This is a genomic window from Chryseobacterium takakiae (assembly GCF_900129385.1).
Classification (GTDB): domain Bacteria; phylum Bacteroidota; class Bacteroidia; order Flavobacteriales; family Weeksellaceae; genus Chryseobacterium; species Chryseobacterium takakiae.
The window spans coordinates 94,081-116,953 of record NZ_FQVO01000003.1 but is presented as its reverse complement, the minus strand read 5'-3'; the positions used below and the strand labels follow the sequence as shown (position 1 = coordinate 116,953).

Here is a 22,873-nt window from a genome sequence, read left to right as displayed (position 1 = left end):
ATACTTTTCTTATTAATTCTCAACAGTTTAAAAGTTGGGGAGGCAAATTTAGTCAAAATTTATAATCTACAATGTTTTTCAGGTTATTTTTTCTTAACATTGCAAACTTTTAAGAATGATTATAAGTAAAAACATAACCGTAACATCTGAAATTTACAAATATTTAAAATATCATCAATTAAAAAAAAGTAAATTTGCAGATTAAATAATATTAATAATAACTCTAAGATAATGAAGAGATTTTCAAGTTTCCTGGCCATCTTTCTATCAGTGATGGCATTCTCTCAACAACAGGGAAAACTGAGAAAGGTAGCAACAGTGGGATTTCTGAATGTAGAAAACCTCTGGGACACTATACGTTCGGCAGATTATATCGACGGAACAAAGGACATTAAAAACCCTGCATTCCACAGAAGTATTCCCTTGGATTCTATCAAATTTTTAGAAGCCGAAAAATATGACGGCGTATGGAGTGATGGTGCATTAGCGGGTAAAAAAGCAGTAAGATACCAAAGCGGTTCGGAAGAATTTACGCCTCAGAGCCCCAAAAATTACAATACTAAAATTTATAAGGCCAAGCTTGCCAATGAAGCAAAGGTAATCTCCGAAATGGGCGCACAATATACTAAAACCGCTCCTGCAGTTGTCGGACTTATCGAGGTTGAAAACAGACAGGTAATTGAAGATCTTATCAAAGAACCGGCCTTAAAGAAATACGATTACGGTATCATCCATTATAATTCCTATGATTACAGAGGAATTGATGTGGCACTTATCTATCAGAAAAGAAGATTTACGCCTACCAATTCGTTAAAAAAAGAGCTGAAAGTTTTCGGTGATAATGGAAAAAGAGAATACACAAGAGACATCCTGGTTGTTACCGGTTTTCTCGATAACGAAAAAGTAGCATTTTTCATGAACCACTGGCCTTCAAGAAGAGGTGGTGAAGCAGCTTCCCTTCCTAAAAGAAATGCCGCAGCCGCTTTATTGAAACAACAAATGGACAGCGTAAGGGCAGCAGATCCTTCTACAAAACTTTTTGCGATGGGCGACTTTAATGATGATCCGGTAAGTTCAAGCTTAAAAAATTACCTGAAAGCCCAGCCAAGTCCGAAAGATTTAAATGAAACAACACCATATCTCAATTTGATGTATCCTTTGTACAAAAAAGGAGTTGCATCACTGGCTTATCAGGATGCCCCGAATTTATTTGACCAGATTATTGTTTCTAAAAATTTAATCTCAGATCAGGTAACAAAAGAATATTCAGTGTACAAAGCAGAAATCTTCGCGCCACCTTATCTTGTGAATAAGGAAGGGAATTATAAAGGATATCCCTTCAGGTCCTGGAATGGCGATCAGTTTACAGGAGGATACAGCGACCATTTTCCGGCGTTTGTAGTTCTTCAGAAAGAACCATAGAATAAGCACTCATTTTGAGTGCTTTTTTTGTGTACCTTTATGTATATGAAAAATTTAATCCTTATCATAATCACTATTCTCCTGCCATTCAGCTGCATGGTTCAGGATAATCCTAAAAACAACAAGGAAAAATCCGAAATGAAACCATCTAAAAACGACGATGGCGAGTGGGATCTTACGGTAATTGACACGCAGTTTGATTATTTCATGAGCGCGGTTGCAAAACCTATCACCCAATATTCGGAATCTTATCTTAAAACAAAAAATACGCTGTTGGTAAGTGAATGGAATTCCTACTTTTTTTCAGGAAGATATCGAAATATTATAGAATCTTCCATCGATTATGATCCTAAGGAAAATTACGGGATAAAGTTTGAATATAAATTATACCAGGTTTTCGCCTATGTTAATTGGAGGTACGGATTGAGGATGAATGGGCTTTCAGGAAGCGATACTACGAGATATTAAAAAAGGTTCAGAGCAATTCTGAACCTTTCTTGTTTTTATGAATAGTTTTAATTATTTGTTGAATAATTCCTCCACTTTATCCCAGTTTACCACATCGAAAAATGCAGCTACATAGTCTGGTCTTCTGTTCTGATAGTTTAGGTAATAAGCATGTTCCCAAACATCAAGACCTAACACCGGAGTTCCTTTCACATCTGCAACTGGCATTAAAGGATTGTCCTGGTTTGGTGTAGAGGTTACAGAAACAGAACCGTCAGTATTTTTTACCAACCATGCCCATCCTGAACCGAATCTTGTTTTAGCAGCATCGGAAAAATCAGTTTTGAATTTATCAAAACCTCCGTAAGTTTCAATAGCAGCTTTTACATTTCCCACAGGTTCTTTGCTTCCTCCCGGGGTTAAAATTTCCCAGAATAAAGTATGGTTGAAATGTCCTCCTCCGTTATTTCTAACCGCCGGCTTATCAGTTCCTGCCTGGCAGATTTCTTCGATTGATTTCCCTTCAAGATCAGTTCCTTTGATGGCATTGTTCAAATTATCGATATATGCCTGATGATGTTTTGTATGGTGAATTTCCATTGTTTTTGCATCAATTGTGGGCTCCAATGCGTCGTAAGCATATCCTAGTTTTGGTAATTCAAATGACATATTTTTATTTTTAATGTTATTAACCCAAATTTAACCATAAATAAGCCTACATTCAAAAAACAGGCATTACTTTAATAAATCTTTAACATTGATATATTGAGTTGGAATGAATTGTATTAGTAAAAGTGAGAAGTAAGATGTAAGAAGTGAGAAGTGAGAAGTGAGAGGTGAGAGGTGAGAAGTTAATGATATGGATTAAAATAAAAAAAGCACGAACCAATTGATCCGTGCTTTCTAATTAACAAATAAATTAATTATTATTTATTCATTGACATCAGGAATTCCTCATTGTTAAGAGTTCCTTTGATGTTTTTATCCACAAATTCCATTGCTTCAATAGGATTCATTTCAGAAAGATATTTTCTTAAAATCCACATTCTCTGTGACGTAACCTCATCAAGAAGCAAATCGTCTCTACGGGTGCTTGAAGCCACAAGATCGATCGCAGGATAAATTCTTCTGTTGGCAATTTTTCTGTCCAGCTGAAGCTCCATATTTCCTGTCCCTTTGAATTCCTCAAAGATTACCTCATCCATTTTAGAACCTGTATCAATAAGTGCCGTTGCAATAATCGTTAAAGAGCCTCCGCCTTCAATTTTTCTTGCCGCCCCGAAGAATCTTTTCGGCCTGTGCAGCGCATTGGCATCCACCCCTCCGGAAAGCACTTTTCCTGAAGCCGGTGTTACGGTATTATATGCTCTTGCTAATCTTGTGATGGAATCTAACAGAATAACAACATCATGACCACATTCTACCATTCTCTGAGCTTTTGCCAACACGAGATTGGCTACTTTTACATGTTTCTCTGCCGCTTCATCAAAGGTTGATGCAATTACTTCCGCATTGACGCTTCTTTCCATATCGGTTACCTCTTCAGGCCTTTCGTCGATAAGAAGCACCATCATATAAACTTCAGGATGATTGGCTGCAATAGAGTTGGCAATATCTTTCAAAAGCATGGTTTTACCGGTTTTCGGCTGGGCAACAATCATTGCTCTTTGTCCTTTTCCGATAGGCGCAAACAAATCTACTACTCTTGTAGAAATTGTAGACCCTTTTCCTGCCAGATTAAATTTTTCTTCCGGGAAAAGCGGTGTTAAATATTCAAAAGCAACACGATCCTTAATGAACGCTAAATCACGTCCGTTAACTTCTGTTGGCTTTAATAAAGAGAAATACTTTTCACCTTCTTTTGGTAATCTTACAATCCCTTTTACGGTATCTCCTGTTTTTAATCCGAAATTCCTGATCTGCGCTGTAGAAACATACACATCATCCGGTGAAGAAATATAGCTGAAATCTGATGAACGAAGGAAGCCGTAGTTATCCGGTAAAATTTCCAGTACCCCTTCAATACTTACCATTCCGTCGAAACTGAACTCCTTTTTTTGTTCCGGGTGTTCATCATTTCTTTCAGAATGCTGCTGTTGTTGCTGCTTATTCTGATTATGGTTCTGGTTTTTATTCTGATTTCCGTTGTTGTGCGGATTGTTGTGTTGTCCTTTTTGGGATCTGGCCTGAGTCTGAGGATTGTTTGGCCTTTCTTCTGCCGGAGCAGGTTCTGGAGATTCTGTGTTTTTATGGGCTTCCGGTTTTTCCTGCGGTGTTTCTGTTACAGGTGCATTTGCTGTGGAAACTCTTTTCCTTTTTTTCTTTGCAGCCGGTGCTGAAGTATCTTCTGTTATTTCTGCCGATTCTGCTTTTACCTCTTCCTGGGCAGGCTCCTGTAAAGGTTTCTCTTCTGCTTCCGTTTTTTCTTCAGCTTTTTGGTTTTGTTCCGCTTTAGCCTCTGTTTTGGGCTTGGCTGCCGTTTTTTTCGGGGCTGCTTTTCTTGCAGGTGCTTTCGCAGGTTTTTCAGTGGCTTTCTCTTCAGCAGCTATACTGCTTTCTGTGGCGTTGAAATATTCTTTTGCCACTTTGGGATTCGATGCCTGAAAGTCAAGAATTGCAAAGATTTTGTCATTTTCAGTGCTGTTTCTTGCAACTTTAACGCCCAAATCCTTTAAGATTTTAGTCAGCTCCGTTACGGATTTTGACCTTAACGTTTCAATGTTAAACATATTTAATGTAAAAAATGTAATTAATTGTGAGTAAGAAAAGTAAGTCCGGTGACTTTGGTTTTCAAGTACATTTGTATAATGCAAATCTACACTTATTTTTGAATTGTGCAAAATTTATGCTATTTTTGCAAGCAATTTAATTATAATGATACAAAGGATACAGACAATATGGACATTTCTGGCAGTTTTAGCTGCTGTATTTCTGTTCATTACAGGTCAGGATGTAATCATTTCAGAGAGTGCGCCTGTGCTTGACGGAGCCTGCATAATCCTTGTTTTGATCGGATTATTAAGTGTATTCAGTTACAAAAAAAGAAAAAGACAAATTTTGCTGAATAACATCAGCATCATTATAAACGCTTTGTTGGTTGGTGTATTGATTTACTGGCTGCTCAACTTATCCGGAGGAATTCAGTTTCCTGAGAAGGGTATTGAGCCCATATTTCCATTCATTGCGATGATATGTCTGTTTATTGCAAACATATACATCAAAAAAGATGAGAGGCTCGTAAAATCTGTAGACAGACTTCGATAACCGTACAACGATTTTTTGAGTGAGAACAGCTTCTTTTACAGGAGCTGTTTTTTTTATTTTAAATAATTTTTTTTACACCAGATTACCGTTTCAAGTTTTAAACAGATAATTTCAATCATTACATGCAACATTTTTATTTAAATTGCGACAGATTATCTATAAATTGTATTACATGAAAAAACTTACCTACCTTACCTTTTCACTGTTCTCGGTATTTTCCTTTGCCCAGGAAGTTTCGAAAGAAAGAATTCAGACCATCCTTTCAACGCTGGCCTCAGACGAAATGAAGGGACGCGAAATCGGAACTCCGGAAAATGAAAATGCTGCCCACTATATTGCAACACTTTTTAAGGAAAATAATCTTGAATACTGTACAGGAAACTCCTACCTCGTACCTTTCACTTACAAAGGTAAAACAGCGTATAATGTTTGCGGAATCAAAAAAGGCAAAACAGATAAATTTTTAGGCTTTTCAGGCCACTTTGATCATATCGGAACCAGCAATAACTCCAAAGATAATATTTATAACGGAGCGGATGATGATGCCAGCGGAATCACAACACTTGTAGGCATTGCAGATTATTTTAAGAATAAAGATCCAAAATTTTCAATGGTATTTATAGCCTTCAACGGCGAAGAGAAAGGAATGCTTGGATCGAAAGCTATTTCTACTGATAAAAATCTGGATAAAATTTACAATAACCTTACCGCTCTTTTCAATTTTGAAATGGTAGCTACAGAATCGGCCTTTGGAAAAAATGCACTTTTCATGACCGGTGATGAATTTTCCGATCTTGATGAACTTTTCAACGAAAATGCGGCAAACGGGCTTAAAATCAATCCGGATCCTTATGCGGCACAGCAGCTGTTTTACCGTTCTGATAACGTAAGCTTCGTAAAAAAGAAAATTATCGCCCACTCTTTTTCAACAGTTGATATGACAAAAGCACACCATTACCATAATGAAAGCGATGATATCACCGTTGTGGATTTTGATAACCTTACAGAAATCATCAATAATTTCGGGAAAACACTTGAGAAATTATCTCCGGAAAATTTCACTCCGAAATACAACAATTCTGTAAAGTTTTAATCATATAGAGCCACCGGAAAAGGTGGTTTTTTAATTTCCGAAAATATTTGTAACAAAACCGGAGCTTTGAAAACATATTAAGGAAAGTAAAAGGTCTTTAAAAACGTCTTGTTATTTAATTTCCTTATTTTTGTAAATTAATCTAAATATTTAATGAGTTACTATAAACGAGCGATAGATAACATACTCCCCTATAAAAAATCAATTGCGGCCGGCATTCTCTTTAACGTTTTATATGCACTGTTCAATATTATTGCCATGCTGTTCTTCATGCCCGTTCTGAATATTCTTTTTGATAAAGAAACAGAGAAGATTGACCGGCAACCAACTTATGAAGGCATTTCAAAAGCAGGAACATTTTTAAAGGAAAGCTTCAATTACCAGATTCAGCAGATGCAGATTGAGAAAGGACCGGAATATATTCTTCTTATCACTTGTATTCTGTTCATATCCATGTTTTTCCTGAGAAATATTTTCAGTTATTTATCAGAATTTTACCTTACCTTTTCAAGGACCGGGGTTTCCAGGGACTTCAGAATAAAGCTGCATGATAAAATTTTAGATTTACCCGTATCGTTTTTTACAAATTCCAGAAAAGGTGATGTCTTTGCCAGAATAACTTCTGATGTAAGCGAGGTGGAAGGCAATATTCTGAACAGCTTAATCGACCTTATCCGTTCTCCTATCGTTATCATCATTACCATGGGATACCTTTTGTATTCTAATTTTGAGCTTACTATTTTTACACTGATCGTTTTCCCGATTATGGGGACGTTAATTTCAATGATCGGGAAAAGCCTGAAAAAAGATACCGGGGAAGCTCAAAACGAATTGGGAAAAATGTATTCTTTTGTCGATGAAACACTGGTAGGGCTAAAAATTATTAAAATTTTTGACGCTTCACCTCAGATTAAGAAAAGGTTTGATGACGTTCTCAATAATATCAGAAGGCTTTCCTTAAAACTTTTTAAAAAGAAAGCACTTGCGTCGCCGGTGAGTGAACTTCTGGGTGCTATTACTATTGGTATGATCGTTTATTTCGGAGGAAGGCTTGCCATTCAGGGAAAAGGTCTCTCCGGAAGTGAATTTATTACCTATATTGCTTTATTTTACACCATTCTGCAGCCTTTGAAGGCTTTATCTTCAGCCATCTCCAATATTCAGAAAGGAGAAGTTTCTGCCAAAAGAATTTTTGAAATTCTTGATGCCGACTATCATATTAAAGAGCTGAAAGATGCTAAAGAAATTAAGGATTTTGAAAGAAATGTAGAGTTCAGAAATATTACATTCGGATATGAGGACCGTGAAGTATTAAAAGATTTTTCGTTATCTATTCCGAAAGGTAAAACCGTTGCTCTGGTAGGACAGAGCGGCAGTGGGAAAAGCACATTGGCGAATCTTATAACCCGTTTCTATGATGTTAACAAAGGCGAAGTTCTTATTGACGGAGAAAATATTACCAATATCAAATTATCCAGTTACAGAAAATTATTCGGGCTTGTAACACAGGATAATATATTATTTAATGATTCTATCCGGAACAATATTTCTTTAGGGAAACCTGATGCTACGTTAGAGGAAATTCAGGCTGCGGCAAAAATTGCCAATGCCCACGATTTTATTATGGATCTTCCAAAGCAATACGATACGAGCATTGGTGAAGCCGGAGGAAAGCTATCAGGAGGACAGAAACAGAGGATTTCTATTGCACGTGCGGTTCTGAAAAATCCGCCGATCATGATTCTTGATGAGGCAACTTCCGCATTGGATACCGAATCTGAAAGATTTGTGCAGGATGCCCTTGAAAAAATGATGCAAAACAGAACTTCTCTCGTTATTGCGCACCGTCTTTCAACGATCCAGAAAGCCGACTGGATTGTAGTGATGGAAAAAGGAAAAATTATAGAACAGGGAACCCACCATGATCTTATCGCCAAAAAAGGCATGTACAATAAGCTGGTGGAACTTCAAAATTTCGATTAAATTTAATATAAATGAATCCCATACAAGAGTATTTCTACAGACTGGAAGAGCCTGCAAGAAGTACTCTTCTTTTTTTACGCGAAAAAATCCTGAAATCCGACACGGAAAACATCACGGAAACCTTCAGCTTCGGATTGCCTTTTTTCAAATACAGGAAAAAAATGCTGTGTTATTTTAATTTCAGCAAAAAACACAAGAAATATTATATCAGCTTTTACCACGGTGACAGAATTAATCATCCGAAACTTCTCCAGGAAGGCAGAAAGAAGTTTAAAATACTGCTGATTGATATGGATGAAGATTTACCATTAGAATTAATTTTAGATCTTATTGATGATGTTAAAAAGGTTTATTGAAGCTTCTCATTTAGACAAAAAAAGTCCCAATATTTAAATAACATCGGAACTTTTTGGTTTTTTAACGCTTATAATAATATGTTCTCACAATATAAAAGCTGAACTTTATTTTTTTATCACTTTATGCTTAAACTGAATCCCGCCTTCAAGAATAATATCCAGTATATAAACTCCCGCAGGATAAGCTGAAAGATCTGCTTTTGAATCTTTTACCTCATTTAATTTTCTTCCTTCCGTAGAATAAACAGTGATACTTCTTACATTATTATCTGAACGGATATTCACAAGATCCGCTGTCGGATTGGGAAAAACAGAGACATCCACCGTAGAGACATCCTTTACAGATAATTGCTGGCTATTGCCCTGCATATACATTGAGAGGACAATTCTTCCATCCTGCCCATAAAAAACAGCTGTGGGCACTTCGTATTTTATTGTATGATTTCCTGCTGATAAAGAAGCAGCGGTAAAGCTTCTGATAGGAACCGCATCACCCGGACACCAGTTGTTCCAGGAAGTCCACCATGAATCCGGCTTCGGACTGCTTCCATAGATCCCATTTCCCTGAGTATTATACATTCGGTAAGGCTCACAGGAAGTCCCGCCGGGAGTGAAGGTCAAAACCTGGCTATTGTCGAGGGATATAAAGTTTTGTCTTCTCACATATTCTTCTCCGTTGGTATTGGCTCCGTGAGGTGTTGAAACAATAAAGAACTTGGCATTGCTTACGTTTTGTGTAAGATTGAAATTAATAAGCCTTACGGTTTCACCTGGCTCATCTGTGCTATTGTAATTATTGAGTTCATTAGAATCCAAAAGTGGGAGCAAGCTATTGAATGTTGCCGTAACGGAAGGATCATTATAGGTAACAAAGCTAAGAGTTCCTGAAAATACATCATTTCTTCCTGCACAACCTGCAACTTGGGTATTGGCTGCATAAGGAACCCCGAAAACATCCAGTTCCACCCAAATATCATATGCATTCCGGATTGCCACATTGCTGAATATAGAATAAAGATTATCCACCTGATAAGAATAAGGAACTTCTGTTGGAGAGAGATTTTTGTTCATAAAAGGAGTAATATATCTTGCTATTTCCAGTCTCTTCACAGAAGTATCGTTTAAAGTATAAGAATTCTGGCCTTTCGGAACCAGTGCCAGGTGAACGCCTCCGATTCTGTCATAATTATCACAAAGTGCTCCGATAGTCACGTTCATTTGAATCTTATTCTGAAATGAATTCAGTTCTGCATCTGACAATTTTTTTGCATATCTGAAATTAGCAAGCTTAATAATATTTGCCGATACAGGCACAAACACATTAGAAGCATAGCCGTCATAAAATACAATTTGTGAAAATACATCCACTGAAGTTTGAGCCGCAGTTTTGCAAAGTCCTGCAAAGATTAATAAAGAAAGTAAATATTTTTTCATGAATATTAAAATTATTTCATCAAAAATACAACTTTAGCCACCACTATATACCACAAAATATTAAATAAGTATCAAAATAATTATTATAATACTATATTGATGCAAATTTACTAATGAATTTAGTAATAAAATAAAGAAGGCCGCTTCATAGAAACGGCCTTATCGTATTTATAATACTTAATTATTCTTTCATTCTTGCGATCACATCCAGTCCTCCTTTTGTAATATCGCCGATCTTACAGATAATCTCAGTATCCAGAGGAAGAAAAACATCCATCCGTGACCCAAATTTAATAAAGCCGAACTCGTGCCCTGCTTTAGCATCATCCCCTTCATTACAGTAGAAAACAATTCTTCTGGCTACATATCCTGCAATCTGACGGAAAACCACCTGATGATTGGTAAGACTTTCCACCGCAACAGTAGTTCTTTCGTTTTCCGTAGAAGATTTCTCATGCCAGGCTACAAGATATTTTCCGGGGTGGTATTTTTTGTAAATTACTTTTCCTGAAACCGGATATCTGCAGATATGAACGTTAAGCGGAGACATGAATATAGAAACCTGGATTGCTTTTCCTTTTATAAATTCATCTTCTTCCACTTCTTTTATCATTACTACTTTTCCGTCAACCGGAGCAATTACATTTTCCCTATGATCAAGAATATCACGGTTTGGCACCCTGAAGAACCAAAATACAAGACTGTAAACGACCAGTAAAGGCAGAATGATCACCAGCGACCACATTTCAAGAAAATAAATGGCCAACGCACTCAAAATGATAAACAATAAGGAGGCAACGGTGATTGTTCCTTTTGATTCTCTGTGTAATTTCATGAGATTAAATAAATTTTTCTAATATAAAGTACAAATATACGACAGGAACGCAGATTAAAAAACTATCCAGCCGATCTAATACTCCGCCGTGTCCCGGAATGATGTTTCCGCTGTCTTTAACACCGAAATTTCTTTTCAGCTGGCTTTCCACCAAATCTCCTACAGGAGCAAATGCGGCCACCAGAAATCCTACCATCATCCAGTTTCCGCGAAGATCAGGATGGTAGTATTCAATAAAATACGATAATATTAACGTAAGTACAACCCCTCCGATATATCCTTCCCAGGTTTTTTTAGGAGAAATTTTAGGTGCCATTTTATGTTTCCCAAAGAATTTTCCCGTTAGATAGGCAAAGGTATCACTGCTCCATATTAAAACGAACAGGAAAAAAACTTCCAGCGTAAATCGATCATCAAATCTCGAAAATTTTGGAAGACCTAATGCAAAACTAAACGGCAGCGCTACATAAATAACCGTAAAAATAAGCTTTCCGCTGTCATAATACAATTCATTCGGATATTTGAATAAAGTGACCACAGCGATGATTATTAGAGCCAGAGCCAGAATTTCACTAAATCTGAAATCAAAATAAAAATCAAAGCTGAAATATCTTTTAGAAAAAATATAAAAAATAAAGATGATCAATGGGAGAACCACCCATCTCTCGTATCCGTTGCCGAATTTCATGATTTTAAAACATTCCCATGAACTTACGCCCAAAAGAAATGTGATTAGTCCGTAATAAAGATATTCCTGCTTAATAAGATCGGGACTTATGCCATTGATGAGCTCCGCTCCAAGTGGAGTTGTACAAAGAATGATGATTGCTACATAAACAATTCCTGAGAGAGTTCTTTGAATAAGGTTTTTGTCCAAAATGTTAAAAATTTATACGGTTGATGCCTAATCTTCAAGCAACAATAAAAAAAGTTTGGTGTTGCTGTTGGAAGAAGTATCCAGTTTCGACTGTGCTCCGCTGATGGAAGTAAGGTTTTTGATATTTCCGTTTCTCTTGATTTTTCCCATTGCATCATTAAGGTTGTTCACAATCTGTGAAACATTAGCCATTACGATAATCTTGTTGGGCAGTCTTGAGGAGTGGTAATGTAAGATATTATTATGAGAAAGCATAATTCTTCCATCATAAGCAATAAGATATTCGCAGGTAATAAAACTTGCGTCATTGTCACTCTGAAGTTCTTCAGTGTAAGGAGTTTTTACAACATTTAAAAAATTCTGGAGATCTTTATCCCAGCAGAAAACATTGCTGATTCCCTCTATTTTGATAATCTGATTGAGCGTTTTTAATGCCTCTGCCTCATCCGCGCAGTAATTGAAAAATCCTCCTGAATGCGTAAACAATTGGGCAAATTTATAGTCAAGATCCGCATTTTTAAGCGAATCCCCGAGCTTTTCCAGACTTGGCTTTTCTTCTTCAGGCTGGTTGGTAAGTTTGCTTACAATCCTTTTGAATAAATTCAATTTAATTTATTTTTTAGACACTTATACAAAAATATAAAATTATCATGTAGAAATCTAAAAACGTGCCGATAAATATGAAAAAACCTGACAAATCAGAGACTGTCAGGTTTTTCTAATCTATTTCAAAAGATTTTTAGATTTGTGTAGGACTTTCAGGTGCCTGAATTTCACTATCTTCCTCTTTATCTTTGATGATGATTTCTTCATTCGGCTGCTGTGATGCAGGAATTGTATTGGTAACCGGTTTTTCCGTTAATTCCGGATCCCATGCTCTTTTCCCGAATACTTCTTCGAGATCTTCTCTGAAAATCACTTCTTTTTCCAGAAGTTTATTGGCAAGCGCATCAAGCTTATCTTTATTTTCAGTCAGAATCTGAACAGCACGGTCATACTGAGTTTCAATAATGCCTTTGATTTCTATATCGATTTTTTTTGCTGTCTCCTCAGAATATGGTTTTCCGAAATTGTATTCGGACTGACCTGAACTGTCATAATAAGAAATATTACCAATGTTTGGGCTTAATCCGTAGATCGTAACCATTGCCTGTGCCCTTTTCGTAACACTTTCCAAATCAGAAAGAGCTCCTGTTGAGATATTATTGAAGATCACCTGCTCTGCAGCTCTTCCTCCTAAGGTAGCACACATTTCATCAAGCATCTGCTCAGTGGTTGTAAGCTGTCTTTCTTCCGGTAAGTACCATGCTGCTCCTAAGGAACGCCCTCTCGGAACGATGGTTACCTTTAATAGCGGTGAAGCGTGTTCTACCAGCCATGAAATCGTAGCGTGCCCTGCTTCGTGATAAGCTACTCTTTTCTTTTCAGAAGGTTTGATCGCCTTATTCTTCTTTTCGAGACCGCCGATAATACGGTCTACCGCATCCAGGAAATCCTGTTTTGTAACTGAAGTATGGTTGTTTCTTGCTGCAATTAAAGCTGCTTCATTACATACATTGGCAATATCTGCTCCGCTGAAACCAGGGGTTTGTTTTGCTAAAAACTCTCGGTCTACAGTATCATCAAGCTTGATTTTCTTCAAATGCACGTCAAAGATCTGTCTTCTTTCATGCAATTCAGGAAGATCAACATAGATGGAACGGTCGAAACGTCCTGCTCTCATTAATGCCTTATCAAGAATATCCGCTCTGTTGGTGGCAGCCATCACGATGACATTGGTATCTGTTCCGAAACCATCCATTTCCGTAAGAAGCTGGTTTAATGTATTTTCTCTTTCGTCATTTCCGCCTGAAAAGTTATTTTTCCCTCTGGCTCGTCCGATCGCATCAATCTCGTCAATAAAAATAATGGCCGGTGATTTTGCTTTAGCCTGGGCAAATAAATCTCTTACCCTGGAAGCTCCCACACCTACAAACATTTCCACGAAATCCGAACCAGAAAGAGAAAAGAAAGGAACTTTAGCTTCCCCTGCTACCGCTTTCGCCAATAGTGTTTTACCGGTTCCCGGAGGCCCTACCAAAAGTACCCCTTTAGGGATTTTACCTCCCAGTTTCGTATATTTTTCTGAATTTTTAAGGAAATCTACAACTTCCTGTACTTCTTCTTTCGCTCCTTCCAATCCTGCAACATCTTTGAATGTCACCTGAATTCTTTCTTTCTCATCAAAAAGTTTAGCTTTAGACTTACCGATGGAGAAAATCTGTCCTCCGGGGCCGCCTCCACTTCCCATTCTTCTGAAAAGAAGGAAATAAAATAATCCCAAAATAGCGATCCATATTAATGCCTGGATAAGAATACTCATCAACGGGCTTTCCCCTTCTGCATAGTCTTTAGATGTGGTTATCTGTGGATTCTGCTGTTTCAAAGCATCGAATTTTTCAAGAAATAATCTCAGGTCTCCGTATTTAAGCGTGTAGTCTGCTTTCGGGGCCATTGAGAGGCTTGAAAAAGGGTTTGCCTTATCATCTTTTTTTACGGTAGCTGTCTTCGCAGCCTGTGTTAAAAACACATCAGCCTTTTGGGCTTGTTTATCTATTAAAACTCTCTGGATTTTTCCTGCCTGCATTTCTTTAAAGAAACCGTCTTCATCAATTGTCTTTGCCCCACTGTCGCCCATGGAATTGACCACAAAAAACATCACGAGTGCTACAATCATGATAGGAAAAAACCAGTTAAATCCTTTATTGTTCATTGATACTTTTTAAAATTAAAATTCATTTTCGATTCTGGTAATGACCGCGTCACCCCAGAGCTCCTCTATATCGTAATACTCACGTACCTGTTTCTGGAAAATATGGACAACTACTGAAACATAGTCTACCAGCACCCACATTGCATTTTCAGTCCCTTCTACATGCCAAGGTCTTTCTTTTAGCTCGTTTCTCACTTTCTTTTCAACACTTCCTGCCAGTGCAGCTACCTGTGTATTGGAGTTTCCGCTGCATATGACAAAGGTCTCAGCGACAGAGTTTTCAATGTTTGAAAGATCGAAGATCATGATATCTTCTCCTTTTACATCCTGAATTGCCTCAACGATTTTATCTAATAATTCTTGTTTTTCTGCTGTTTTATTCATTAAAAAATACTATAATCTGCAAATTTATTGTTTTTCTTTCACTTTAGCCTTACTTTTAGCCCCCGAAAGTCTTAAAGTTTTCTTAAATGAGTCAACTCTACTATTTAAAAGAATGCTCTTCTACTAATGACGAAATTTCAAAGTTTTTACTTTATGAAAATTCTGATTTTGTTGCGCTTCACACTTTTAACCAAACCCGGGGCAGGGGACAGTATGGAAATACATGGTCTTCAGCCGCAGAAAAAAATTTAGCCTATACTCTTGCGGTAAAGGCGGAACATTTTCCGTTGTCCGATTTCATGTTCAATTATTATACCGCAATTCTTATTCGTAATTTCCTGGCCAATTTGACTGGAAATACCGTAAAAATAAAATGGCCTAATGATATCATCCTTAAAAATAAAAAAATCGTCGGAATTCTGATTGAAAAGAAAAAAATTAATCAAAATAATTATTTTATCGTTGGTGCAGGCTTTAATATCCTTCAGGAAAAATTTGATGAAATATCAAACGCAGGCTCAATTTTAACACAAACAGGGCAATCTTTCAACCTTAATGACTTTACGGTAGCTCTTCATGATTTTCTTGTTGAAAACTTTAATAAATTTCCTTCTGAAGAGGAAATCATGCACCTTTTCAACAACAGCCTGTTTAGAAAAGATGAAATTTCTGTGTTTGAGCTCAACGAAAAGAGACAAAATGGCATTATTAAAAATGCTGACAGAAATGGCAATCTGTGGATTGAACTTGAAAATGACGGCTTACATTCCTTTTATCACAAAGAAATAAAACTGCTTTACTGATTGGCTCTTTTCAGATACAAGTATAAGGCGAGTGGAGAAAAAACAATGTTAGGAAACCACATCGCAAGTATTGGCGACATACTTTTGTTTTCTGAAACCACTTTAAGGGCTTCAAATGAGAATACAAATACAAAGGCAAGCGAGATCCCTACGGCGAGGTTGATCCCCAATCCTCCACGTTTTTTTTGTGAAGAAAGCGAAAGCGCCAGAAAGGTAAGAATCACGATAGAGACAGGCATGGAAGTTCTCTGGTAAAGCTCATTCAGGTGGGCATTCAGGTTGCTGTTTCCTTTTTCCGTTTCCCGCTGGATAAATTTCAGCAGCTCCGGAGTTGTTTTATTTTGGCCTAACAATTCATTGGGGAAAAGCTCTTCCGGATCATGCCCGAAACTTTTCTTTATATCAAAGCCGTTTGATAATTTTTCGGTATCATCTTTATTGATGGCTTTTTCAGTATAAGAATTCAGTACAAAAACCTTTTTATCTTTATCCCATGAAGCATCAGAAGATTTAAGTTCGTACACCATTTTTCTGTTTTTATCAAACTTCTGGTACACAAATCCTGACCCTCTTTTTTCACGTTTATTCCACGAGTTGATAAAAATATACTCCGTTTTGCTGAGCTGTGCGGAAACCGGAGCCGTCCCCAACACTTTTTCTTTATTGGCGGCATTATAGGTATACGCTTCCAGCTGATTTTTCTGAATATTTGCCCAGGGTAATACAAAATGGTTAATGCCTAAGGAAATTACAGCGATAAAAAGCGATGTGAGCAAATAAGGCCTTGCAAACCTGTGGAAACTTGCCCCACTACTGATAATGGCGACAATTTCCGTGTTATTTGCCATTCTGGAAGTGAAATAGATCACTGAAATAAATACCAGAATAGAAAGAAATGTCATTACCAGATTGACGATCCAGAAGGGATAAAAATGAACTAGGAAGTAGGTAAGGTTCAGTTTCGGATCAATGGCGGTAGCGTTTTCAATTCTGGGAATTTTCTGCTGAACATCAATCACCAGAACAACTACAGACAGCAATATCAGCATGAAACTAAAGGTTCCAAGGTACTTTCTTACAATATATCTGTCTATAATTTTCAGCATTACTTTATTTTTAATGCGTTATAAATTTGTTTTATGTTTGATAGGATTTGCATCCTATTATGATTTAGGTCGTCCCTTCGGGACTTCTATATCATTTGCGTTAAATTAAATAGGATTTCATCCTATCCTTATTTAGGTCGTCCCTTCGGGACTCCCATTGATATTTTCAGTTTATAATCGTTGGCGAAGAATCGGAACCACAGAATTTTTCCATTCGTAGAAATCTCCTGCTAAGATATGTTCTCTAGCAACTTTCACCAAATCCAAATAAAAAGCTAAGTTATGAATAGAAGCAATCTGCTTAGCCAGATATTCTTTGGAAACAAACAAATGTCTCACATAGGCTTTTGAATATTCTCTGTCTACGAAACTTGTTCCAAACTCATCCAGCGGCGAGAAGTCCTTTTTCCACTTCTCATTTTTCATGTTCATGACCCCTTTCCAGGTGAAAAGCATGGCATTTCTGGCATTTCTTGTCGGCATCACACAGTCCATCATATCAATTCCTAATCCGATTGATTCAAGGATATTCCAAGGTGTTCCTACTCCCATAAGGTATCTTGGTTTCTCTTTTGGTAAAATGTCTGTAACCTCATCGGTAATTCTGTACATTTCTTCCTCAGGCTCACCTACGGAAAGTCCGCCGATAGCATTTCCCTCTGCCCCGGCTTCCGCAATTACCTGTGCGGATATTTTCCTTAAATCAGAATAGGTTGAACCCTGAACGATCGGAAATAACCTTTGTTTGTGTCCGTATAATTCGGGATTATTTTCTGTCCAGTCTATACATCTTTTCAGCCAGCGGTGCGTAAGCTCCATGGATGATTTGGCCTGGTTGTATTCGCATGGATACGCCACACACTCATCAAAAGCCATAAAAATATCTGCCCCGATCTGTCTTTGAATTTCCATAGATTTTTCAGGAGAAAACATGTGGTAACTTCCGTCAATGTGGGATTTAAATCTTGCGCCTTCTTCAGACATCTTTCTGCTGCTTGCCAATGAAAACACCTGGAAGCCTCCGGAATCCGTTAAGATCGGAAGATCCCAGTTCATGAATTGATGAAGACCTCCCGCTTCCTGCATGGTATCCATTCCCGGACGAAGGTACAAATGATAAGTATTTCCCAGGATAATCTGGGCTTTTATATCTTCTTTTAGTTCTCTCTGGTGAACCGTTTTTACACTTGCTACCGTTCCAACAGGCATAAAAATCGGCGTTTGGATCTTACCGTGGTCTGTAGTAAGTTCTCCTGCTCTTGCCTTTCCCTGAGAGGTTTTTTCTATGGTAAAAAACTTTTGCATTTTTATAATTATCTTGACAAAAGAGGAAGATTTTCTGTATTTCCTGTTTTGCTCATTTTATCCTTTACATATTTTTCTGCCTTCGGATCTTTTTTCAACAATATTTGCTGTGCATCCTCAACAATCCCGTTCATTTTCTCCTTCACTACATAATATTTAAAGCTTTCGATATAGTCTTCCGATTTTACATTATGCGTTTTGAGAACATATCTTGTTCCAGCTTCAAGATTTGAATTTGGGTACATGAAAGTTGCCTGATCGTTGATGGCCAGATCTGCCATAATTTCAGCCATTTTATCCTGTGAAACAAGATTTTTTGGTTTATCAATATAATCTCCGCATGAGAATAAAGATATCAGTACGAAGAAGAAGATCAATTTTTTCATCAGCGAATTTTTATATGTTTCGATGAAATTGCGCACATATATTCTGAACGGACATTTATACTGCATCATTTTCATAACCTGTTGATGATTGATTTCCATTTTAAGTTTAAAACTCCAAAAACCGCTTCATGAATGATCCCGCCGTTCATTTTGCTTTCTCCCAGGATTCTGTTGGTAAAAATAATAGGTACTTCTACAATTTTGAATCCTTTTTTAAAAGTCCGGAATTTCATTTCGATCTGAAATCCGTATCCTTTTAATCTCACATTATCCAATCCGATTTCTTCCAATACTTTTCTTGAAAAACAGACAAAACCTGCTGTTGTATCATGAATTGGCAGCCCCAAAACGAACCGCACGTATTTTGATGCAAAATAAGAAAGCAAAACCCTTCCCATTGGCCAGTTGACAACATTTACACCTTTGGAATACCGCGATCCTATTGCCATATCGGCATTCAGACACGCTACAAAAAGTTTCGGAAGATCAGCCGGATTGTGCGAAAAATCGGCGTCCATCTCAAAAATATAATCGTATTTATTTTCAATGGCCCATTTAAACCCATGAATATATGCTTTTCCTAATCCGTCTTTCACTCTTCTTACCGATAAATGCAAAAAGTGGAGATGTTTTTTCTGCAGTTCCTTTACCAGCTCTGCGGTGCCATCGGGAGATGAATCATCTACTACCAGAATATGAAAATCGTCTTCCAATGCAAAAACTGCGGAAATAATATTTTCAATATTTTCCTTTTCGTTATACGTGGGAATGATGACGAGCTTTTTCATTTCAGTTTGCAAAGATAGTTTATTTAACCTTTTTATTTTATACAAAATAATCTATAATTTTGCAAAAAAATACTCCTTTGCCGTTATCACAACATTTTACAAATCACATAAGAATACCTGAGAACAACGATTGGGTAATCTTTATATTGTTGGGCTGCATCTTTTTGTATCTTTTCATGATGAATATCGTCGAGAGGGGAGCAAATTTAAAAGACTTTCTGTTACAGAAATATTTTGATGCAAGTAACAATCTTCCGAGCTGGGTCATCACTTCCTGCGTTACCGCTCTTACTTTATCCGTCCTGATATCGCAGTATATTCCCACTGTCCCAAAATACATTGCCGATCTTCAGGTTTTGGATTACCAGCTGAATAAATTCGGGTACTGTCTACTGGCGGTTATCTTTTTTTATATGATTAAATCCGGTTTGGGATTTTTATTTTTTCAGAGTACGGGCGACGGAAAAAAGTGGACCGTTTTTTATTTTACTGCAACAAAATTTTATTTTATCCTGTCTTTTATGCTCATTGCTTTATGTGTAACCCACTATTATTTCCCGCTGGACAGAAATAAAATGTTTTTGTATTACTTATGGTTTTTTTCTTTCGTATTCATTTTCAAGGTTTTTTTCTATTTATTTCACAAGAATAATATCCTACCTGAAAAATGGTATTATAAATTTTTGTATATTTGCACCCTCCAAATTGCACCTCTTTTGTTGCTTTGGAAATTATTATTTTTTTAATAACTGTCAATGATGAGAATAAAGTCAATATTGGTTTCTCAACCAGCGCCAAGTGAGTCGTCTCCGTACCTGGATATTGCAAAGAAGGAAAAGATAAAGATAGATTTCCGCCCTTTCATCCACGTAGAAGGAGTTGACAATAAAGAATTGAGAACACAGAAGATCGATCTTACGCAATATACCGGAATTATTTTCACGAGTAAGAATGCGATTGATCATTATTTCAGATTAGCAGAAGAGCTGCGTTTTGCGGTTCCTGACACCATGAGATATATCTGTCAGTCTGAAGCAATTGCCAATTATCTTCAGAAACATATTGTGTACAGAAAAAGAAAGATCAGCTTCGGAGAAAAGAATTTCTCGGATCTTCTTCCTTTATTCAAAAAATTCCCGACAGAAAAATATCTTTTGCCATCTTCGGATGTATTAAGCCCGGATATTGTGAAAACAATGGAAGCTTCCAACGTAGACTGGAAAAGAGCCATCATGTACAGAACGGTATGCAGCGATCTTACCGATATCAATGTAAAAGATTACGACATGCTGATATTCTTCAGTCCGCAAGGGATTAAATCATTACAGCAGAATTTCCCGGATTTCAAGCAGGAAGAAACAAAAATTGGCGTTTTCGGGACCACAACATTGGCAGCCGCTGAAGAAGCAGGATTGAAAGTAGATCTTATGGCTCCTACAAAGGAAACTCCGTCTATGACCATGGCGTTGGAAAAGTTTATTAAAGCTTTACATAAGTAAGTTTTACTGCAAAATATAAAGTAACCGTCTTTTCATACAGGAAAGATGGTTTTTTTTTAACTAAATTTGAACAAGAATTAATATTGAATGGAAGCTCCAAAGGCAAAAAAAATAGAAAAAATCCTTGAAACACACGGTGATAAAAGAATTGACCATTATTTCTGGCTTAATGAAAGGGATAATCCGGATGTTATGCAATATCTTGAGGAAGAAAATACCTATGCCGATTTCGTAATGAAGGATACGGAACCTCTGCAGGAGGAACTTTTTGAAGAAATGAAAGCCCGTTATAAAAAAGATGATGAATCTTTACCTTATTTTTTCAACGGGTATTGGTATATCGTTCGCTATGAAGAAGGAAAAGAATATCCTATTTTCTGCAGAAAACATCAAAGTTTAGAGAACGACGAAGAAATTATTCTCGACGTTAATATTCTGGCGGAGGGTGAAAACTATTTTGAGGTGGGAAGCGTTGCCGTTTCCCCGAATAATGCGCTTGCTTCTTTTTCAACGGACAATGTAAGCCGCAGAATCTACAGCATTAATTTCAAAGATTTAAAAACGGGAGAAATTCTGCCTGACAAAATTGAAAACACCACCGGAAAAGCAGTCTGGGCAAATGACAACGAACATGTTTTCTACATCAGAAAGGACGAAAGCTTAAGAGCTTTTCAGGTATTCAGGCATAAACTTGGAACTGATACTTCTGAAGATGCTTTAATTTTCCATGAAAAAGATGATACTTTTGATGTAAATGTTTTTAAAACAAAATCTTTAGAATATATCTTTATCGCAAGCTCCAGCACCATTTCGGATGAGCATAGGTTTATTCCATCAGATAATGTTTTTGCAGACTGGACGATCATTCAGCCGAGAATTGACGACCTGGAATATTCCGTGGAACATTATGAAGACGAATTTTATATCATCACCAATGCGGATGATGCATTTAATTTTAAAATTGTTAAAGCAAAGATCAATAACTGTGGCATAGAAAACTGGGTAGATGTTATTCCGCACCGTCCGGAAGTTCTCCTTGAAGGCTTCGAAATTTTTAAAAACTATCTTGTTCTGGAAGAAAGAGAAGAAGGATTGCTGCAGATTAAAATCATTGATGAAAAAACACAAGAATCTCATTATCTTCCTTTTTCAGACCCAACATATACGGCCTATATCGGCGTGAATCTTGAATTTGACACAGAAGTGTTGCGCTACGGCTATACTTCTTTGACACAGCCAAGCTCCACGTACGAGTATAATATGAAGGAAAAAACCACCAAACTCCTGAAGCAACAGGAAGTTTTGGGAGGAAAGTTCTTTGCTGAAAATTATATTTCCGAACGCATCTGGGCAGACTCAAGAGATGGCAGTTCTAAGGTTCCAATCTCTCTGGTTTACCATAAGGACACCCCAAAATCTAAAGACACCCCTTTACTTCTGTACGGCTACGGAAGTTACGGACATACTGTTGATGCTAGTTTTTCAAACGTGAGACTTTCCATTTTAGACAGAGGCTTTATTTATGCGATTGCCCACATCAGAGGAGGAGAATATCTTGGCAGAGAGTGGTATGAAGAAGGAAAAATGCTGTTTAAGAAGAATACTTTTTTCGACTTTATTGATGCTGCTAAGTTTCTAGTTAAAGAAAATTATACTTCACCAAAACATTTGTACGCGATGGGCGGAAGTGCGGGAGGATTGCTTGTAGGTGCGGTTATGAATTACGAACCATCTTTATTCAACGGCATTTTAGCGCAGGTTCCTTTCGTGGATGTGGTTACTACCATGCTGGACGAAACCATTCCTTTAACAACCGGAGAATACGATGAATGGGGAAATCCGAATGATGAAGAATATTATTACTATATGAAAGAATATTCGCCGTACGATAATGTTGAAGCGAAAAACTATCCTAATCTTTTGATTACAACAGGATTACATGATTCACAGGTGCAATATTGGGAACCTGCGAAATGGACAGCAAAGTTACGCGAGCTTAAAACCGATGATAACATTCTTATTTTCAAAACGGACATGAGCGCCGGACATGGCGGAGCAAGCGGAAGATTTGAATCTTTAAAGGAAGACGCGCTGGAATATGCGTTTTTACTTATGATTGAAAAAAAATAAATTATAATT

The 22,873-nt window shown here is 37.2% G+C and carries 22 protein-coding genes; 10 read left to right on the top strand and 12 right to left on the bottom strand.

Annotated features, from left to right (window positions below; translation table 11 throughout):
* Window positions 1–231: 231 nt before the first annotated feature.
* Together BUA76_RS05500 and BUA76_RS05495 are read left to right on the top strand one after the other, a co-directional pair.
* Window positions 232–1,422 (top strand): endonuclease/exonuclease/phosphatase family protein, encoded by a 1,191-nt coding sequence (locus BUA76_RS05500; protein WP_072883808.1) that lies wholly within the window; start codon window positions 232–234, stop codon window positions 1,420–1,422.
* Between the two features lie 45 nt (window positions 1,423–1,467).
* Window positions 1,468–1,890, top strand: a complete 423-nt coding sequence (locus tag BUA76_RS05495; RefSeq protein ID WP_072884012.1) for a DUF6146 family protein — start codon at window positions 1,468–1,470, stop codon at window positions 1,888–1,890.
* 51 nt (window positions 1,891–1,941) lie between these two features.
* Here BUA76_RS05495 and BUA76_RS05490 read toward each other — a convergent pair whose 3' ends face one another.
* Together BUA76_RS05490 and rho are read right to left on the bottom strand one after the other, a co-directional pair.
* Window positions 1,942–2,538: a superoxide dismutase gene (locus tag BUA76_RS05490; RefSeq protein ID WP_072883807.1), complete on the bottom strand. Its 597-nt coding sequence runs from the start codon at window positions 2,536–2,538 to the stop codon at window positions 1,942–1,944.
* Between the two features lie 257 nt (window positions 2,539–2,795).
* On the bottom strand, window positions 2,796–4,598 hold the full coding sequence (gene rho / locus BUA76_RS05485; protein WP_072883806.1) for a transcription termination factor Rho: 1,803 nt from the start codon (window positions 4,596–4,598) through the stop codon (window positions 2,796–2,798).
* 145 nt (window positions 4,599–4,743) lie between these two features.
* Between rho and BUA76_RS05480 the strand changes: the two genes are divergently transcribed.
* The 4 genes from BUA76_RS05480 (at window position 4,744) to BUA76_RS05465 (ending at window position 8,565) form a co-directional block, all read left to right on the top strand.
* Entirely contained in the window at window positions 4,744–5,133 is a 390-nt protein-coding gene (locus tag BUA76_RS05480) for a DUF4293 family protein (RefSeq protein ID WP_072883805.1), read from the top strand.
* Between the two features lie 172 nt (window positions 5,134–5,305).
* Window positions 5,306–6,226 carry a M28 family peptidase gene (locus BUA76_RS05475; RefSeq protein WP_072883804.1) on the top strand — a complete coding sequence of 307 codons (921 nt, stop codon included), beginning with the start codon at window positions 5,306–5,308 and terminating at the stop codon, window positions 6,224–6,226.
* Window positions 6,227–6,379: 153 nt separating this feature from the next.
* Window positions 6,380–8,209 carry an ABC transporter ATP-binding protein gene (locus BUA76_RS05470; protein ID WP_072883803.1) on the top strand — a complete coding sequence of 610 codons (1,830 nt, stop codon included), beginning with the start codon at window positions 6,380–6,382 and terminating at the stop codon, window positions 8,207–8,209.
* 11 nt (window positions 8,210–8,220) lie between these two features.
* Entirely contained in the window at window positions 8,221–8,565 is a 345-nt protein-coding gene (locus tag BUA76_RS05465) for a DUF1801 domain-containing protein (protein ID WP_072883802.1), read from the top strand.
* 105 nt (window positions 8,566–8,670) lie between these two features.
* Here the strand turns inward: BUA76_RS05465 and BUA76_RS05460 are convergent, their stop codons facing one another.
* The 6 genes from BUA76_RS05460 to rsfS form a co-directional block, all read right to left on the bottom strand.
* The gene (locus tag BUA76_RS05460) at window positions 8,671–9,999 is read right to left on the bottom strand and encodes a peptide-N-glycosidase F-related protein (protein WP_072883801.1); all 1,329 of its coding nucleotides are present in this window, start codon (window positions 9,997–9,999) and stop codon (window positions 8,671–8,673) included.
* 181 nt (window positions 10,000–10,180) lie between these two features.
* Entirely contained in the window at window positions 10,181–10,834 is a 654-nt protein-coding gene (locus tag BUA76_RS05455; protein ID WP_029298067.1) for a phosphatidylserine decarboxylase family protein, read from the bottom strand.
* A 4-nt stretch (window positions 10,835–10,838) separates the two neighbouring features.
* The gene (locus tag BUA76_RS05450) at window positions 10,839–11,711 is read right to left on the bottom strand and encodes a phosphatidate cytidylyltransferase (RefSeq protein ID WP_072883800.1); all 873 of its coding nucleotides are present in this window, start codon (window positions 11,709–11,711) and stop codon (window positions 10,839–10,841) included.
* Window positions 11,712–11,738: 27 nt separating this feature from the next.
* Entirely contained in the window at window positions 11,739–12,317 is a 579-nt protein-coding gene (locus tag BUA76_RS05445) for an LUD domain-containing protein (protein ID WP_072883799.1), read from the bottom strand.
* 133 nt (window positions 12,318–12,450) lie between these two features.
* The gene (ftsH, locus tag BUA76_RS05440; RefSeq protein ID WP_072883798.1) at window positions 12,451–14,463 is read right to left on the bottom strand and encodes an ATP-dependent zinc metalloprotease FtsH; all 2,013 of its coding nucleotides are present in this window, start codon (window positions 14,461–14,463) and stop codon (window positions 12,451–12,453) included.
* 15 nt (window positions 14,464–14,478) lie between these two features.
* Window positions 14,479–14,847, bottom strand: coding sequence for a ribosome silencing factor (gene rsfS, locus BUA76_RS05435; protein ID WP_029298073.1), 369 nt, complete (start codon window positions 14,845–14,847; stop codon window positions 14,479–14,481).
* Window positions 14,848–14,933: 86 nt separating this feature from the next.
* Here rsfS and BUA76_RS05430 point away from each other — a divergent pair, with 86 nt between their 5' ends.
* Entirely contained in the window at window positions 14,934–15,650 is a 717-nt protein-coding gene (locus BUA76_RS05430; protein WP_072883797.1) for a biotin--[acetyl-CoA-carboxylase] ligase, read from the top strand.
* On the opposite strand, the gene BUA76_RS05425 is transcribed toward BUA76_RS05430, so the two are convergent.
* The 4 genes from BUA76_RS05425 to BUA76_RS05410 form a co-directional block, all read right to left on the bottom strand.
* Window positions 15,644–16,753, bottom strand: a complete 1,110-nt coding sequence (locus BUA76_RS05425; RefSeq protein ID WP_072884011.1) for an LptF/LptG family permease — start codon at window positions 16,751–16,753, stop codon at window positions 15,644–15,646. The two genes, BUA76_RS05430 and BUA76_RS05425, sit on opposite strands and share 7 nt — an antisense overlap.
* Window positions 16,754–16,927: 174 nt before the next feature.
* Entirely contained in the window at window positions 16,928–18,061 is a 1,134-nt protein-coding gene (tgt, locus tag BUA76_RS05420; protein WP_072883796.1) for a tRNA guanosine(34) transglycosylase Tgt, read from the bottom strand.
* 8 nt (window positions 18,062–18,069) lie between these two features.
* Complete coding sequence (locus BUA76_RS05415) at window positions 18,070–18,447, bottom strand: DUF4296 domain-containing protein (RefSeq protein ID WP_072884010.1); 378 nt, start codon at window positions 18,445–18,447, stop codon at window positions 18,070–18,072.
* Between the two features lie 71 nt (window positions 18,448–18,518).
* Window positions 18,519–19,235: a polyprenol monophosphomannose synthase gene (locus BUA76_RS05410; RefSeq protein ID WP_072883795.1), complete on the bottom strand. Its 717-nt coding sequence runs from the start codon at window positions 19,233–19,235 to the stop codon at window positions 18,519–18,521.
* Between the two features lie 176 nt (window positions 19,236–19,411).
* On the opposite strand from BUA76_RS05410, the gene BUA76_RS05405 reads away from it, so the two are divergent.
* The 3 genes from BUA76_RS05405 to BUA76_RS05395 all read left to right on the top strand — a co-directional run bounded on the left by BUA76_RS05405 (window position 19,412) and on the right by BUA76_RS05395 (window position 22,864).
* Entirely contained in the window at window positions 19,412–19,981 is a 570-nt protein-coding gene (locus tag BUA76_RS05405; RefSeq protein WP_317041286.1) for a DUF4271 domain-containing protein, read from the top strand.
* Window positions 19,982–19,993: 12 nt separating this feature from the next.
* Window positions 19,994–20,734 (top strand): uroporphyrinogen-III synthase, encoded by a 741-nt coding sequence (locus BUA76_RS05400; protein WP_072883794.1) that lies wholly within the window; start codon window positions 19,994–19,996, stop codon window positions 20,732–20,734.
* An 87-nt stretch (window positions 20,735–20,821) separates the two neighbouring features.
* Entirely contained in the window at window positions 20,822–22,864 is a 2,043-nt protein-coding gene (locus BUA76_RS05395; RefSeq protein ID WP_072883793.1) for a S9 family peptidase, read from the top strand.
* Window positions 22,865–22,873: the final 9 nt, after the last annotated feature.